This window comes from Bacillus sp. SRB_8, from assembly GCF_003264205.1.
Classification (GTDB): Bacteria; Bacillota; Bacilli; order Bacillales; family Bacillaceae_G; genus Bacillus_A; species Bacillus_A mycoides.
The window spans coordinates 16,851-31,384 of record NZ_NADT01000044.1; the positions used below are offsets into that span (position 1 = coordinate 16,851).

Genomic DNA, 14,534 nt, shown 5'->3' on the forward strand with positions numbered 1-14,534 from the left:
AAAAGTACTAAGAAAATGTGGTTAAATGGTCACTTGTTTAGTGGCCATTTTGCTATTTGAAGCAGAAGGAGGCAGGGAGATTACTAGTGTTGAGTTTAGTAATGAAAATCTTAAAAAAAACGAAAATAGAAGATATCGTATTTAACATACAAAACAACGGAGGAGATAAGGAAGCTTTTATCGTACAGTATCAGCCGTTTATTAGAAAATCAATCTCGTCTGTCTGCCGCAGGTACATTACAGAACAGGATGATGAATATAGTATTGGATTGTTTGCGTTTAACGAAGCAATTGAACAGTATTCATATAAAAAAGGAAAATCTTTTCTAGCGTTTGCTGATCTTCTTATAAAAAGAGATGTAATTGACTATATACGCAAGGAGTCTAAGCATAATCTTGTCTTTTTAAAAGAAGATAAGCAAGAGGAAATATTAGAAATACAAGTATCGCTTACGGAGTATATGAAAGAGATGGAAAATAGTAACCGTAAGGAGGAAATTCTTCATTTTCAAAGTGTGCTAGCTGAGTTTAAAATCACATTTTCAGAGCTTGCTAAGGAATCCCCTAAGCATCGTGATACGCGTGAGCACTTAATAGAAATTGTAAAGATTATTATAAAAGACGAGAAAATGATGGAAGAGCTGTTCCGAAAGAAAAAGTTACCCCTTAAACATATTGAACCACGTGTTAGGGTAAGTCGTAAAACGTTGGAGCGACATCGAAAATACATTATTGCGATGTGTATTATCTTTGCAAACAACTATACATATATTCTGGATTATATAAGAGGGGAGAAGCATGATGAATAAAGGAATTGTGATGGATATAAAGAAACATAACGTAGTTGTTTTAACTCCAAATGGAGAGTTTATTACGTTTAAAAGAAAAGTACACTCTTACATGATTGGAGAGGAAATCTCGTTTAACGAACAAGAGCAAAGAGCACCGCGTTTTTCAATCCCTTCTTTCTTAAAGCCTGCATCATTACTTGTTACTTGTTTTCTATGTGTGTTGCTGTTTTTCTACAACCAACCGGAAGAAAAAGTATTTGCTTATGTCTCAGTTGATATAAATCCAAGTTTAGAGGTGAGCGTAACAAAGGATCTTCGTGTAATAGATTTGCGAGCTTGTAATGATGATGGAAGGCGTATTTTAAAAGAAATGAAAGGGTGGGAAAATAAGCATCTGCAAGACGTAATACGTACTATTATAAAGCAGAGTCAAGGGGATAAGTACTTAACGAATGATAAGCAAGTTATGCTAACAGCTGTTACAAAGGACAAGTCGTTAGAACCACAGTTGGAAAAGGTTATGCAGGAATTAAAGAAAGAGTATGAGATAAAACATATTACAGTTGAATATCAAAGCAGTACGATGCAAATGCGGGAGGATGCCAAGAAAGCAGGGGTTGGAACGGGCGTTTATATAAAACAAGAGAATGAGAAGCAAAAATCGCTTACTCCACCTGCACCTCCGTCTAATCAAGAACAACAAAAGTCATCTTCTGATGCATCATCGGACGCATCTCCTGTAAAAGAAGAAAGCAACGAGAAGAAAGAGCATATAGAACAAAAACAATCTAAGGAACAACAACCGAAGCAAATAAAAGAAAATAATGGGAATCAGCAAGAGAACAACGGAAGAGGATCACAAGGAAATAATGGGAATGGGCAAGGAAACAACGGCAGAGGGTCACAAGGAAATAATGGAAATGGGCAAGGAAACAAAGGCAGAGGGTCCCAAGGGAATAATGGAAACCAGCAAGGGAACAACGGAAGAGAATCGCAAGGGAATAATGGACATCAGCAAGAAAACAACGGTAGAGGTCCACAAAAAGAAAATAATGGACACCAGCAAGAAAACAACGGTAGAGGTCCACAAAAAGAAAATAATGGACACCAGCAAGAAAACAACGGAAGAGGATCCCAAGGGAATAATGGGCATCAGCAAGAGAATAACGGAAGAGAATCGCAAGGGAATAATGGAAATGGTCAAGGGAACAACGGAAGAGAATCGCAAGGGAATAATGGGAATGGTCAAGGAAACAACGGAAGAGAATCGCAAGGGAATAATGGGAATGGTCAAGGGAACAACGGAAGAGAATCGCAAGGGAATAATGGGCATCAGCAAGAAAACAACGGTAGAGGATCGCAAGGGAACAATGGTAGAGGGTCTCAGTAAGGAAAGCTCCTACCACATAATATCGAGTGAAAGAAAAATCTATAGAATATTGAACAGAGGGATTCCTTCCATCTGAAGGAATTTCTTAATATTTTTTAAAATGACGGACATAAAATCGTATATCCTTTCGAATTATATATATGGATATCATTAATATTTATATAAAAGGGGAGAAAAAAATATGAAAGAAATGTATGAAGAAATCACTGAAGTATTAAAGGTGTTGGCGCATCCTGTCCGTTTATCATTAGTAAAAATAATGCTTGCAAAAGGTCCTATTAACGTAACGACAATGTATGAAACATTACAAATGCCTCAAAGTACAATTAGTCAACATTTATCTAAACTAAAAGCTACTAAAGTCGTTACAGGTACTCGGAAAGGATTAGAAATTTATTATGAGGTAACAGATAATCGTACAAAAGCGATATTATTAAGCTTGGCTTAAAGGGTAACTGTTTAGATTTCAAAATTAAGTAAGCAATTCAGCGACTATAATTTTCTTATTAACATTAGTCGTATGTGTTGTTGTTTTTAATTTGTTTAATACATTTCTTTATTAGGGTCTTGCCGTATCACTATCAAGCTAAAGTTTAAATGGATTATAAAAATGAAAGTTTTCTTATTAGGGTCTTTTTGTTAGCTTGATAGTGATGTGCCATTCCCACTAGTATGTAAAGAATTTGGTAGTTTTTTTAGTCATGTAATCTTTTGATCTGATGGTCTTTTCCCCATTCACATAGTTCATCCATAATTTGCATTAAAGATTTCCCGTATTCGCTTATTGTGTACTCAACCTTTGGTGGTACTTCTTGATATACAGTACGATGGATAATCCCATCAGCCTCAAGTTGCCGAAGTTGCTGTGTGAGAACTTTTTGTGTAATGTTTGGAATTTCTCGTTTTATTTCATTTGTTCGCATTTTTCCATCCGCCAAAACACATAAAATATGAATTTTCCATTTTCCACCGATCACGTCGAGTGTCGTTGCGATTGGGCAATTATCATTTTGATTCATATAACACCTCCAAAGGTACTTTAAGGTTCCTATAGCACTTTAAAGTACGTACTTTTCAATTATATGTGACTCATTCATACTAATACTAAAGCGTTTGAATTATTTATAAGGGGGAAGAAAATATATGAAAACACTTGTAATTGTAGCACATCCTGATATTGAAAAGTCTCGAATTAATAAAAGATGGGTAGAAGAACTTGAGAAATATCCAGATGAAATAACGGTGCATGAATTATATAAAGTGGCACCAAATTGGGAATTTAATATTGAAGAAGAACAAAAGCTGTTAGTAGAGCACGACCGATATATATTCCAATTTCCACTCTACTGGTATAGCTCACCACCATTATTAAAAAAATGGTTCGATGATGTATTAACATATGGATTTGCCTACGGATCAAAAGGGGATAAAGTGAAGGGGAAAGAATTTGGTGTAGCTATTTCTATAGGTGGGTTAGAAAAAGACTATAAAAATAGCGGAATTACAATGGATGAATTAACGAAACCATTCCACGCTACGAGCTTATATACAGGAATGGAATTTATACCATCATTTTATTTATATGGTGCAGAATATGAAATCAGTGATGAAGAGATTGACAAAAGTGCACCTGAGTATGTGAAATATGTGATGAATAAGGAGTTTTCTAATATATAAGGAGAAATAGCCATTTACTTGTTAAGTAGATGGCTATTTTTGTTTATCCCGCATTAACCGCCCGTAAGCTGTGGACTAATAATCAGTGGGGATGAACACCCCACATCGTCTAAAGATTCACTTCATTTAAATTCACTAAGTTTAATCTTTAGTAAATTAATAATTAATCTGGTAAAATAAAAATCCTAACATATATAAAGGGGAGTTTTACTTGAGAACGATGCGACAATTATTACAAAAAAGAGCAATGCAGTCACCAAATTTGGAAGCGCTTATCGGTGGAGAGAAAAGGTATTCGTTTCAGCAGTATAATGAACGAGTAAATCAGCTTGCACATTATTTGTTACATACCGGTGTGAAAAGAGGGGATCGTATAGGAATTCTATGCAAAAATAATCATCCGTTTCCAAGCGTTATGATGGCAAGCTTAAAAATTGGAGCGGTATTTATTCCGCTTAATCATCAGCTTACTGCTTATGAATTAGAATCGATTGTAAAAGAAGCGAGATTAAAAGTATTAGTTATTGATGATGAATTTAGTGAAGTTGTATTAAAGATTAATGCAGTTAAAGGAATTCCTTATGTAATTGAGACGACAAAAGAAGGATTTGGCTCATTTGAATTAAAATTAAAGGAACAGCCAATAACAGAGCCGAATGTGGAAGTTCATGAAGATGATGATGCCATTTACTTATTTACTTCAGGAACGACTGGACAGGCAAAAGCATGTGTAATTGGTCATAAAAACTTACACCATTATTTTACTGAAATTGCGGGGCAAAGAGAAATTCCAGCAGGTGAACGCTTTTTATCAGTGCACCCATTGTTTCATATGAGTGGCGTGCTTTCTATTTTAAATTGTATTTATCATGGCGTTACGATGGTCTTTTTAGCTGATTCGAATCCTACTCTTATTTGGGATAAGATTGAAGAAGAGAAAATTACTACGATGCTTGCATTCCCAGCTGTTTATAGTTACATGCTTGATGAATTAGATAATAAAGAGCGCAACATTTCGACCTTTAAAGTAGCGCAAAGTGGTGGTACAAAAGTGCCAGAAACACTTATCCAAAAATATATGGAAAAAGGAATATATATGGTGCAAGGTTATGGGAGTACAGAAGGTTGGGTAGTAACTTCTTGGCATCCAAATATGGGAAAAGAAAAAATGTCTTCTGTAGGGAAAACTTTGAAACATGTAGAGCTGAAAATTGTTCATCCAGAAACAGGTGATGAGCTAACAACAAATAAAGTTGGAGAGATTCACGTGAAAAGCCCGTACATGTTTAAAGGATATTGGAATAATGAAGAGGCAACAAAGAAGGTAGTAAAAGATAATTGGTTTAACATGGGTGATGCCGGTATGATAGATGATGATGGATTTCTACATATTATGGGAAGATATAAAGACGTTATCGTACGCGGTGGTGACAACGTATATCCAGATCAAGTAGAAGATGTAATTCATGAAATAAATGGCGTTTTAGAAGTTGCAGTAGTTGGGATTCCAAATGACTTTTGGGGGGAGGTCCCAACAGCTTACATTGTAAAGGACATTCAAACGTCTTTAACAGAAGAAGAGATTATTCAGCATTGTAAAGAAAAACTAGCAAGCTATAAAATACCAGAAGTTGTATTTATGGACGAATTACCGAAAAACGCTTTAGGGAAAGTGTTGAAGAGGGAATTAAGGGATGTTTTTCTTGTGAAATAAAAGGTTATTAAATAATGAAGAGTCCAGTTATGTAAAAAGCATAACTGGATTTTTGTTTATAAAAAACATAATGATTTACTAGATTTTGTATTTTGTGTAAGATAATAAAGAATATTCAATTAACAATTAAAGGAAGAGATATAAATGAAGCTGCCACTATTACAAGTAGAGACAGAGAGACTGATTATTCGTCCATTTCAAAAAGAGGATTATGAAAGTTGGTTAGATGGATTCAATAAGAGGTTACCATCTCAATATAAATACGATGACGGCTATCATGACATGTCGTCTTCAACGAAAGAATGGTTTACGGAATGGATAAGAGGATTTGATGAGGCGGCAAGACGGGATGAAATGTACGTTCTAGGTATTTTTCAGAAAGAAGATGGCGCCAATATTGGAAAGCTAGAACTTATAAAAATTTTACGTATGGACTATCAATGGGCGATGATGGGTTACTCTATTCATAATCAACATTGGAAAAATGGATACGGAGCAGAAAGTGTAATAGCTGCGCTGCCGTTATTTTTTAATGGCCTTCAATTTCATAGAATCGAATTACATATACATATCGATAATGAGCCATCTATTCGTCTTGCAGAAAGAGCTGGTTTTTCATTTGAATGTACGAGAGAGGCATTTTCTATGGGGAATGGTAAGTGGGCAGATTTTCTTATTTATTATAAAAATAATGAAACGAACAAATAAGGGGATAAAAAATGAAGACTATAAACGTATTTCATTACGACGCATTTACGAATAAACCAAATATGGGAAATCCAGCAGGTATTGTATTAGAGGCGGATGGATTAACGGAAGAGGACATGCAGCGTATTGCTGAAAAAGTTGGATTTAACGAAACATCTTTCGTTCTTTCTTCAGAAGTAGCAGATATAAGCATGCGCTATTTTACACCAGGGTTTGAAATGGATTTATGTGGTCATGGGACAGTTGGAACTATATATGCCTTGCGTGAAAGAGGTTTATTAGAAGAAAAAACAAACCTTACGATTGAAACGAAGGCAGGTATTTTACCGATACAAATAGGTGCAAATGAAAATGGAGAAACCTTTATTAAAATGAGGCAGGCAGCACCTCAGTTTAAAGATTTTGCAGGTTCAAAAGAAGAATTAGCTCATAGTATCGGGTTAGAAGTAACTGATTTAGATGCAAGTGTACCAATTGTATATGGAAGTACGGGGAACTGGACTGTAATTGTACCGATTAAAAATCTAGATGCATGTGAAAGAATGAAACCTAAAAATGAGGCGTTTCCATCGGTATTAAAAGAAATACCTAAGGCTTCTATCCATCCAGTTTGTCTAGAAACTTATGATGAACAGGTGCAAATGCACGGTCGTCATTTTTCATCACCTTATGCTGGAACGATTGAAGATCCTGTGACAGGAACAGCTTCAGGTGTAATGGGAGCGTATTATGCGACGTATTTGGAGAAAGATTTTGACCATGAATTGGAGTTAATCGTTGAGCAAGGACAGGAAATAAATAAAGATGGTCGTGTAACGGTTTATGTAACGAAAGATGTAGAAAATGATAACTTACAAATTGATATTGCTGGAACAGCGGTGTATGTAAAAGAGTTTGAAGTTTCAATATAAAGTGAAACTTTAATCAGTGGGGGTTTTGTTCATCCCCCACTGATTATCAGCCCTCACCAATCGGGCTTTTACGGGCAGTTGATCCCCCACCTAACTTCTTTGCTTCCGCTGAATTTTGAGGTGGAGGTCTTACTGCACGGCAAATAGCGGGATAAAAAAAGAAAGCCCGGAATACATCCAGACTTTCATTATCTGTTCAACACTTCAATATACGAAGCATCTCCAGTTGTTCTTAAAGCAGAGCGGAAATTGTTGTTTTCTAACGTTTTAGCGACTTGTTGTAATTGCTGTGCATCATCATGATGGATAAGTAAGCTGTCGGCACCGCTTTCTTCTATATGAATGTGTTCGACACTTCCAATGGCATCATGTACTGCTTTTAAAAATTCAGGTTTCATATTGTCCTCCTAATATGTATGTAACGTTGTTGTTAGTATTTCCTTATTTTTGAAATATAAAAGTAAATGATTTTTTGTTATATTAAGATTTTGGAAGGGGTTTCCTATTCGTTTGTCAAATAATAGTAAAGTTGTCTTTTGAATTGAGGGAATCTTCGGAATTAAAGGGTGGGAGAATGGACATTTCAATAATTGCTGCACAACTAGTTAAGGAGAAAGTTATTTCACATGATCCAAATAGCGTAAAAGCGTTGAACGGAGGAACGACAAGTACTGTATATTTGTTGGACGAAAAATATGTAGTAAAGCTGAATGAAGCGGAAGTAATACGTGAAGAAGCTAATTTTCTCTCATTTTATGAGGAGAATAGTTTATTTTCAAAGCTTTTGTATAAGGAACCTTTACATACATATTTCGTGTATTCTTTCCTTGAAGGTAATACTTCGTGTAAACAAGGATATAAACGAAGTACGCTTCGTACACTTGTAAAAGAAGTTATCAATAAGTATAAAATGGTTCCAGGGGCAGAAGGCTGGGGATGGAAAGAAAGTCCGGTTCAATCTTGGAATGAATTTTTAACGGCAAATGTGATGGAAGCTTATGAAAATGTAAGACGTTACATAAGTGAGGAAGATTATAGAATTGTTCTTAAACTAGCAAATAGGGAAGCCGGAGTAAATCAGCCATTTTTATTACATGGTGATTGCGGATTCCATAACTTTATATTTCAAGAAAATAAGTTATATGGCGTGATAGATCCTTTACCAGTGTTAGGGGATCCTCTATATGATTTAATTTACGCGTTCTGTTCAACTCCGGAAGATTTAACAAAAGAAGTGATTGGTTATGCGATAAAACCATGTATATTTCATAAAAAAGAACGAGATTTATATGAGGAAATAGTCATAGGTTTATATTTGCGTATAGATACATGTTTGAGACACCACCCGAAAGATTTAGAAGATTACTTAGTAGCTTGGCGTTATTGGATGAACGAAATTGAGCCGGCTTTATAGTACAAATAGTTTGGGGGAGATAGTGAAATGAACATAGCAGAAGCAAAACGAGATTTAGCACAAAGAACGAAGAGGGGAATTCCTGTTATAATAGCTGGTATTTTGTTTTGGATTGTAGCGAGTGTAACGGGTATTCTTCTTTCAGAAAAACAAGTTGTGTGGGTGTATTTAATTGGTATGGGTTGTGTATTTCCTTGTGGCTTAATGATAGCTGCTATATTGAAAATTGATATGTTTGCGAAAGGAAATCCGCTAGGGACTTTAGCTGGAATAATTGGTGGGATAAATGTATTAAATATTCCGTTAGTGTTACTTGCATATTTTCAATTTCCAGAATGGTTACCTTTTGTAGTAGCAATGTTAATAGGTGTTCATTTTGTACCATACGTATGGATTTATGAAAGTAAAAGTTATGGTGTATTGTCAGTAGGAACCGTATTTGTGACGTCAGTTTGCGGGATTCTTTTTGCAGACAATGGACTTATTGTAATTCCATTGTCAGTTACAGCTGTCTATTTACTGACTCTAATAGGTTTAGTAATCGAAAATAAAAAAGCAGAAAACTATCAACAAATATCAGCTTAATAAAAAATTAAAGGGATAGGGGAATGACTATGAATAATTTCGTTTGTACAACGTGTGGTGTGCAGTATGCAGCGAGTGTGGAAGAGCCGGTAAGTTGTGTTATTTGTGATGAGGAGAGACAATATATTAATCCGAAAGGGCAGTCTTGGACGAGTTTAGAAAACTTGCAAACGAGTGATACATATAAAAATGAAATTATAGAAGAAGAAAATGGGCTTTATAGTATTACGACAAAACCAGAATTTGCGATCGGTCAGACGGCATTTGTAGTAAAAACAGAGTCATATCGTTTGTTATGGGATTGTATTACTTATTTAGATGACACGACAATTGAGAAGGTAAAAGAGTGGGGCGGATTAGATGCAATTGCACTATCTCATCCGCATTATTATTCAACACAAGTAGAATGGGCAGAAACATTTGATGTACCAATTTATATACACGAAGACGATAAAGAGTGGGTTATGCGCCCGAGTAGTCGTATTATTTATTGGACTGGTGAGTCTTTACAATTAGCAGATGGAATTACTGTGCATCGTCTCGGAGGACATTTTAGTGGCGGTTCTGTATTACATTGGGAAGAAGGAAATGATGGGAAAGGTATATTATTAACAGGTGATATCATTCAAGTTGTAGCGGATCAACAGTGGGTGAGCTTCATGTACAGCTATCCAAACTTAATTCCATTACCGGCGAGAAAAGTTGAGGAAATGGCGAATCGAGTGAAACCGTTACAATTTAATCGTTTATATAATGCTTTTCACCGAGTAGTAAAAGAAAATGCAAATGAGGCAGTGGAACGTTCTGCTGAAAGATATATGAAAGCGATAGAAGGAAAGTTGTTTCATACGTAAAAGGAGTGCTAGATTAATGAAAACGTTAGTATGCTTTGGCGATAGTATTACAGCTGATGAAATGTTTTTTGATGGAACACCGAGATTAACACCACGTTTGCAAGAGATGTTTCCAAATTGGAAAGTGGTTAATGCGGGTGTTCCAGGTGATAATACTTTTGATGCGTTAAATAGGATAGAAGATGATGTACTATCGCATAAACCAGACTTTGTAACGGTTTTTCTTGGTACAAATGATGCGGTCTCTTTTTCTCAAGTGTCATTACAAGTATACAAAGAAAACTTAGAGAAGATTGTAAGCATGATTTCACCAGAAAAAGTATTACTTATTAGTCCTGCACCAGTTGATGAAGAAAGACAGCATAATAGAACGAATGAAGTACTCGGCCAATATGCAGACGTGGTTGAGGAAGTGGCGAAAGAAACAAGAAGTCATTTTTTAAATTTGTATGCTGAAATGATTCAAGAACAGCATTATAAAAAATTTGTAGAAGATGATGAAAAAGACGGTTTACACTTTGGACCACAAGGTTATGAGTATTTAGCGAAGTTAATTTGTGAAAAATTAAAAGGGATTTTGTAAGAAGCAAAGCTTGGGCGCTTTGCTTTTTTTGTATTCACATAAGTAAAATATAGTATCTTTTCGCAAGGGCATTGTAGCAAGGCAAAAATGCAAACACCTTAATATATTCTAATTAATCACAGAAATAGACAATTCCTGTACTAAATGTTTAGTACCTATAGCACTTTAAAGTACATACATTTTTAATGTGTTAAATATAATTCATAATAGCACCAGTAAGAAGAAAACAAGCGTTACGGTACTATAGAATCTGGTAATTCTAAAAAATGCCAATGTGGTATAAGACAATTAGGGAGGTTAAAGATATGAGTACTTCAAATTTGAGTGAAATAAGTAAACAAATATTAATAGAGGAGGAAACACTTCAATTTTCCTCTTTTACAAATGAAGATGCCTTGCAATTAGGTTTATATATCGTTGAAACAGCAAAGCGAGAGGGGAAATTGATTGCTGTTGATATAGCAAAAAATGGTGTGCAATTATTTCATTTCAAGATGACAGGGACGACTGAGGAAAATACGAAATGGATTGAGCGTAAAAAACGGGTCGTTTCCCTGCATAATCATAGCTCGTATTATATGCAGATAGAAAGTGAAATAAGCGGAGTTCCATATCATGAAAAATACCGTTTAGATGGCTCGGAATATGCTGCGTTTGGTGGATGCTTTCCTATCCAAATAAAAAACGTAGGGGTTATTGGGATGATAACAGTCTCAGGATTACCACCAGAAGTAGATCATGAATTGGTTATAAGAGCAGTTAAAAATCATTTGAATCAATAATAGAAGTAATTTTAATAGTTAAATAAAAAGGCAAAAATGAACATATTCCTGTTCGTTTTTGCCTTTTTATTATTTCTTTTTCGGCCTACGTACTAACTCACCGCCACAATTCGGGCAAACATTTTGCCTTTCCTCTGTACATGGTGCACAAAATGTACATTCATACACGCATATGTATGCTTCAGAATCAGGCTGAAGGGAATGGTCGCAAATTTGACAGTTTGTTTTCATTTCTAATGCCATAGTAATCCTCCTTGTTATTCGAAAGTTCATAATTTAATTATAATTAACATTGTAGTGGGTGTCCTTTTTAAATGAAAAGAAATAAAAGGATTATGTTGTTGTTTGAAATGAAATAGGTCTATTTATTTTAAAATTGATTATTTATTGTAGTTGGAATATTATGAAATAGTCAAAAGACAACAGGGGGTATATATTTTGACTAATAATAACGATTATTTTCATGTAGAAGAGGATGTAAATCACAATAGTTTAAAAGCAGATTGTGAAAAATGTTTTGGATTATGTTGTGTAGCATTACCGTTCGCAGCGTCAATAGATTTTGCGGTGAATAAAGATGGTGGTAAACCTTGTACAAATTTACAATCAGATTATAAATGTAGTATACATAGAGATCTTAGAGGAAAAGGGTATAAAGGTTGTACAGTGTTTGAATGTTTTGGTGCTGGACAAAAGATTTCTCAAGTTACGTTTAAAGGAATTGATTGGCGGAAAGATGCTCAGCATGCGAGAAAAATGTATGATGCTTTTCCGGTAATGCATCAACTTCATGAAATGCTTTGGTATTTGAATGAGGCTATTCTATTAAAGGCGACGCAGACAATTCATAAAGAGCTGAAGGAAGCAATTGAAGAGACTGAGCGTCTTTCTAATTTAAGTCCAGATGAGTTAATGGAAGTAAATGTGCCATTACACCGTGCAGAAGTGAACATTCTCCTTTTAGAGACGAGTGAATTAGTTTGGAAAGAAATGAATGATGCACGTAAGAAACGAATCAGTCACCGAGGTGCAGACCTTATGGGAGCGAATTTAAAAAAGAGAGATTTACAAGGAGCAAATTTAAGAGGGGCGTATCTTATTGCGGCTAATTTACGAGATGCAAATTTAAGGGGAGCGGATCTCATCGGAGCAGACTTGCGAGATGCAGACATTCGCGGGACAGATTTTACAAATAGTGTTTTTCTTACGCAAGTTCAAATTAATGCGGCGAAAGGGGACAAACATACGAAATTACCGGAAATGTTGTCTCGTCCAGCGCATTGGACTGCGTAAAGTGTAGGGAGTTGTAATAGTGTGGATATTTTTCAGTATTTAGAGGAAATGCAGGAAGATGTATTTTTGTTATCAGTATCTCAAATAGAATTGAAGTATTATGATATTTGTCGCACACTAGCGTCAAGTGAGGATGCGGAGCGCATTAAATTGATTCCATTAGATTCATACAAGGAAAGTATGAGGATAGGTTTGAAAGAAGCGTTAGAAATTGCTGAAAGTGAAGAAGCAAAGGCGATTTATTTTGAGTATGATCTTGATAATGAGTGGGATAGTCAGTTTTATATTTGTGACGATTATATGTTTCTTGAAGAAGAAGATGAGGATTGGGCAAGTGATTGGACGGATGAAATAGAAGGACCATCTTTAGGAGAGTTAGCTGATATTTATGGTGAAAATGGCTTTGATTCAGATAAAAAGGCTGTAGGTATTACTTTATATTTAATCGCAAGAACGGTGTGTAGTTTTATAAGTGCATGCAGTGGATTACAAAGTAATATACCAATTTGTATCGGTTTTCACGACCAAGACCCAATTATGCGAACAGGCAGAGACTAAGTCTCTGCCTGTTTTTTTATACTATTTTTGCTTTTCAAAAGTAGTAATTATAACACTGCATATAATAAGGATACCACCAATGAAAAAGTTACTGTTTAACGTCTCATTTAACAGGAGCCAGCCAAGTAATGATCCTACGATCGGTTGAAAGAAGAAAAATAATGAACCGATGCTAGCATCCATTAATTCTAACCCTTTATTCCAAAGAAAAAATGCACCTGCGGTTGAGACGATTCCTAAATAGAGTACGCCTAATACTACATACATGTTCATATGTTCAATAGGATTTGTTTGGAATTCCCATACCATAAAAGGTGTAATGAAAAAGAGTGAAAAAAATATTGCGTACGTTGTAATAATTAAAGATGAAAATCGAGCGGAAGCGATTTTTACATAAATGGATAGTAAAGCCCACGTAATAGCGGATCCAACTAAAATGATTGTACCGATAAAATAGGAGCCGATTTCAATATCCCATCCGATAACGATAATGACACCGATTGTCGCTATTATAGTTGATAAAAGTCTACGAGCAGTTAGTTTCTCTTTTAAAAGGAGCGCTGCAAATATAACCATAAATGCAGGTGTAGCTGATGTCACTAAGGAGCCTGTATGAGCATCGGATAATTTCGTTCCGATAAATTGACATGTGATCGAAATGAAATACCCGATGAATCCAATCCAAGCGAATAATAGCCAATCTTTTTTGTGTATGGTTACTTTTTTCTTTTGCTTTTTTTCAGTTGTTTTCAAAATCGCATATAAAACAACAAAAGCGATAATAAAGCGTAGCCAAACGAGTGTAAGTGGCGGAATAAAGTCGAGTACGTATTTACTAACGACGTACATACCGCCCCAAATACTTGCTGCTAGTGATAAACATATAGCTCCTAAAATTGTTTGTTTCATGTAAACTACCTCCGTCTATTTTTAGGGTATTATGAGTTCCCTAAGACGAGGCAAAGTGTATGTGTCCCGCATTAACGGGCAGTAAGACCCCTACCTCAAAGTTCAGCGAAAGCAAAGAAGTTAGGCGGGGGATCAACTGCCCGTTAATGCCCGATTGGTTCAACCAATAATCAGTGGGGAATAAAGCCCCCCACTGATTAAAGTTTCACTTTATTATATGAATGCCCGTCTTAGTTTATAGACGGCCTACAGGTTGGTCGTTTTCGAATGAAGTGTTGTAGTACATGAGCGCATTCCTCCTTCATAATTTTATAATGATATTATAACTCAATTTTCAGTTTATTGGGATGGTTATTGTACGGAGT

At 35.5% G+C, this 14,534-nt stretch carries 18 protein-coding genes; 14 read left to right on the forward strand and 4 right to left on the reverse strand.

Annotation, left to right across the window (positions count from 1 at the left end; all coding sequences use genetic code 11):
• Positions 1–86 precede the first annotated feature (86 nt).
• The 3 genes from sigI (at position 87) to B5P40_RS26830 (ending at position 2,629) form a co-directional block, all read left to right on the forward strand.
• A complete protein-coding gene (gene sigI, locus B5P40_RS26820; protein WP_002128341.1) occupies positions 87–809 on the forward strand; it encodes an RNA polymerase sigma factor SigI in 723 nt (240 codons plus the stop codon).
• On the forward strand, positions 802–2,181 hold the full coding sequence (locus B5P40_RS26825; RefSeq protein ID WP_113710202.1) for an anti-sigma factor domain-containing protein: 1,380 nt from the start codon (positions 802–804) through the stop codon (positions 2,179–2,181). Before sigI ends, B5P40_RS26825 begins: the two co-directional genes overlap by 8 nt.
• A gap of 181 nt (positions 2,182–2,362) precedes the next feature.
• Positions 2,363–2,629: an ArsR/SmtB family transcription factor gene (locus B5P40_RS26830; protein WP_000661861.1), complete on the forward strand. Its 267-nt coding sequence runs from the start codon at positions 2,363–2,365 to the stop codon at positions 2,627–2,629.
• A 247-nt stretch (positions 2,630–2,876) separates the two neighbouring features.
• Here B5P40_RS26830 and B5P40_RS26835 read toward each other — a convergent pair whose 3' ends face one another.
• Positions 2,877–3,200: a winged helix-turn-helix transcriptional regulator gene (locus tag B5P40_RS26835; protein WP_078176806.1), complete on the reverse strand. Its 324-nt coding sequence runs from the start codon at positions 3,198–3,200 to the stop codon at positions 2,877–2,879.
• Between the two features lie 124 nt (positions 3,201–3,324).
• Between B5P40_RS26835 and B5P40_RS26840 the strand changes: the two genes are divergently transcribed.
• The 4 genes from B5P40_RS26840 to B5P40_RS26855 all read left to right on the forward strand — a co-directional run bounded on the left by B5P40_RS26840 (position 3,325) and on the right by B5P40_RS26855 (position 7,191).
• A complete protein-coding gene (locus B5P40_RS26840) occupies positions 3,325–3,858 on the forward strand; it encodes an NAD(P)H-dependent oxidoreductase (protein WP_002014057.1) in 534 nt (177 codons plus the stop codon).
• 211 nt (positions 3,859–4,069) lie between these two features.
• Positions 4,070–5,572 (forward strand): class I adenylate-forming enzyme family protein, encoded by a 1,503-nt coding sequence (locus B5P40_RS26845; RefSeq protein ID WP_113710203.1) that lies wholly within the window; start codon positions 4,070–4,072, stop codon positions 5,570–5,572.
• 144 nt (positions 5,573–5,716) lie between these two features.
• Positions 5,717–6,280: a GNAT family N-acetyltransferase gene (locus B5P40_RS26850; RefSeq protein WP_002190220.1), complete on the forward strand. Its 564-nt coding sequence runs from the start codon at positions 5,717–5,719 to the stop codon at positions 6,278–6,280.
• An 11-nt stretch (positions 6,281–6,291) separates the two neighbouring features.
• Positions 6,292–7,191, forward strand: coding sequence for a PhzF family phenazine biosynthesis protein (locus B5P40_RS26855; RefSeq protein WP_113710204.1), 900 nt, complete (start codon positions 6,292–6,294; stop codon positions 7,189–7,191).
• Positions 7,192–7,379: 188 nt separating this feature from the next.
• On the opposite strand, the gene B5P40_RS26860 is transcribed toward B5P40_RS26855, so the two are convergent.
• The gene (locus tag B5P40_RS26860) at positions 7,380–7,589 is read right to left on the reverse strand and encodes a hypothetical protein (protein ID WP_044443258.1); all 210 of its coding nucleotides are present in this window, start codon (positions 7,587–7,589) and stop codon (positions 7,380–7,382) included.
• Between the two features lie 176 nt (positions 7,590–7,765).
• On the opposite strand from B5P40_RS26860, the gene B5P40_RS26865 reads away from it, so the two are divergent.
• The 5 genes from B5P40_RS26865 to B5P40_RS26885 all read left to right on the forward strand — a co-directional run bounded on the left by B5P40_RS26865 (position 7,766) and on the right by B5P40_RS26885 (position 11,409).
• Positions 7,766–8,605, forward strand: coding sequence for a phosphotransferase (locus B5P40_RS26865; RefSeq protein WP_078176809.1), 840 nt, complete (start codon positions 7,766–7,768; stop codon positions 8,603–8,605).
• A gap of 27 nt (positions 8,606–8,632) precedes the next feature.
• On the forward strand, positions 8,633–9,190 hold the full coding sequence (locus B5P40_RS26870) for a DUF7010 family protein (RefSeq protein WP_078176810.1): 558 nt from the start codon (positions 8,633–8,635) through the stop codon (positions 9,188–9,190).
• A gap of 29 nt (positions 9,191–9,219) precedes the next feature.
• On the forward strand, positions 9,220–10,044 hold the full coding sequence (locus tag B5P40_RS26875) for an MBL fold metallo-hydrolase (protein ID WP_002033312.1): 825 nt from the start codon (positions 9,220–9,222) through the stop codon (positions 10,042–10,044).
• A 16-nt stretch (positions 10,045–10,060) separates the two neighbouring features.
• Positions 10,061–10,627, forward strand: a complete 567-nt coding sequence (locus B5P40_RS26880) for an SGNH/GDSL hydrolase family protein (RefSeq protein WP_078176812.1) — start codon at positions 10,061–10,063, stop codon at positions 10,625–10,627.
• Positions 10,628–10,932: 305 nt separating this feature from the next.
• Positions 10,933–11,409: a heme-degrading domain-containing protein gene (locus B5P40_RS26885; RefSeq protein WP_002033314.1), complete on the forward strand. Its 477-nt coding sequence runs from the start codon at positions 10,933–10,935 to the stop codon at positions 11,407–11,409.
• Between the two features lie 69 nt (positions 11,410–11,478).
• On the opposite strand, the gene B5P40_RS26890 is transcribed toward B5P40_RS26885, so the two are convergent.
• Positions 11,479–11,652, reverse strand: coding sequence for a DUF1272 domain-containing protein (locus B5P40_RS26890; RefSeq protein WP_001162783.1), 174 nt, complete (start codon positions 11,650–11,652; stop codon positions 11,479–11,481).
• A gap of 195 nt (positions 11,653–11,847) precedes the next feature.
• On the opposite strand from B5P40_RS26890, the gene B5P40_RS26895 reads away from it, so the two are divergent.
• Together B5P40_RS26895 and B5P40_RS26900 are read left to right on the forward strand one after the other, a co-directional pair.
• Positions 11,848–12,702: a pentapeptide repeat-containing protein gene (locus B5P40_RS26895; protein ID WP_078176813.1), complete on the forward strand. Its 855-nt coding sequence runs from the start codon at positions 11,848–11,850 to the stop codon at positions 12,700–12,702.
• Between the two features lie 21 nt (positions 12,703–12,723).
• Complete coding sequence (locus B5P40_RS26900) at positions 12,724–13,260, forward strand: hypothetical protein (protein WP_107887987.1); 537 nt, start codon at positions 12,724–12,726, stop codon at positions 13,258–13,260.
• 21 nt (positions 13,261–13,281) lie between these two features.
• Here B5P40_RS26900 and B5P40_RS26905 read toward each other — a convergent pair whose 3' ends face one another.
• On the reverse strand, positions 13,282–14,169 hold the full coding sequence (locus B5P40_RS26905) for a DMT family transporter (RefSeq protein ID WP_078176814.1): 888 nt from the start codon (positions 14,167–14,169) through the stop codon (positions 13,282–13,284).
• Positions 14,170–14,534 lie beyond the last annotated feature (365 nt).

Coding starts and splice junctions, on each gene's coding strand:
- B5P40_RS26825 (WP_113710202.1), top strand. CDS start 802: ATGAATAAAGGAATTGTGATGGATATAAAGAAACATAACGTAGTTGTT.
- B5P40_RS26855 (WP_113710204.1), top strand. CDS start 6,292: ATGAAGACTATAAACGTATTTCATTACGACGCATTTACGAATAAACCA.
- B5P40_RS26875 (WP_002033312.1), top strand. CDS start 9,220: ATGAATAATTTCGTTTGTACAACGTGTGGTGTGCAGTATGCAGCGAGT.
- B5P40_RS26850 (WP_002190220.1), top strand. CDS start 5,717: ATGAAGCTGCCACTATTACAAGTAGAGACAGAGAGACTGATTATTCGT.
- B5P40_RS26840 (WP_002014057.1), top strand. CDS start 3,325: ATGAAAACACTTGTAATTGTAGCACATCCTGATATTGAAAAGTCTCGA.
- B5P40_RS26880 (WP_078176812.1), top strand. CDS start 10,061: ATGAAAACGTTAGTATGCTTTGGCGATAGTATTACAGCTGATGAAATG.
- B5P40_RS26835 (WP_078176806.1), bottom strand. CDS start 3,200: ATGAATCAAAATGATAATTGCCCAATCGCAACGACACTCGACGTGATC.
- B5P40_RS26885 (WP_002033314.1), top strand. CDS start 10,933: ATGAGTACTTCAAATTTGAGTGAAATAAGTAAACAAATATTAATAGAG.
- B5P40_RS26865 (WP_078176809.1), top strand. CDS start 7,766: ATGGACATTTCAATAATTGCTGCACAACTAGTTAAGGAGAAAGTTATT.
- B5P40_RS26905 (WP_078176814.1), bottom strand. CDS start 14,169: ATGAAACAAACAATTTTAGGAGCTATATGTTTATCACTAGCAGCAAGT.
- B5P40_RS26830 (WP_000661861.1), top strand. CDS start 2,363: ATGAAAGAAATGTATGAAGAAATCACTGAAGTATTAAAGGTGTTGGCG.
- B5P40_RS26870 (WP_078176810.1), top strand. CDS start 8,633: ATGAACATAGCAGAAGCAAAACGAGATTTAGCACAAAGAACGAAGAGG.
- B5P40_RS26890 (WP_001162783.1), bottom strand. CDS start 11,652: ATGGCATTAGAAATGAAAACAAACTGTCAAATTTGCGACCATTCCCTT.
- B5P40_RS26860 (WP_044443258.1), bottom strand. CDS start 7,589: ATGAAACCTGAATTTTTAAAAGCAGTACATGATGCCATTGGAAGTGTC.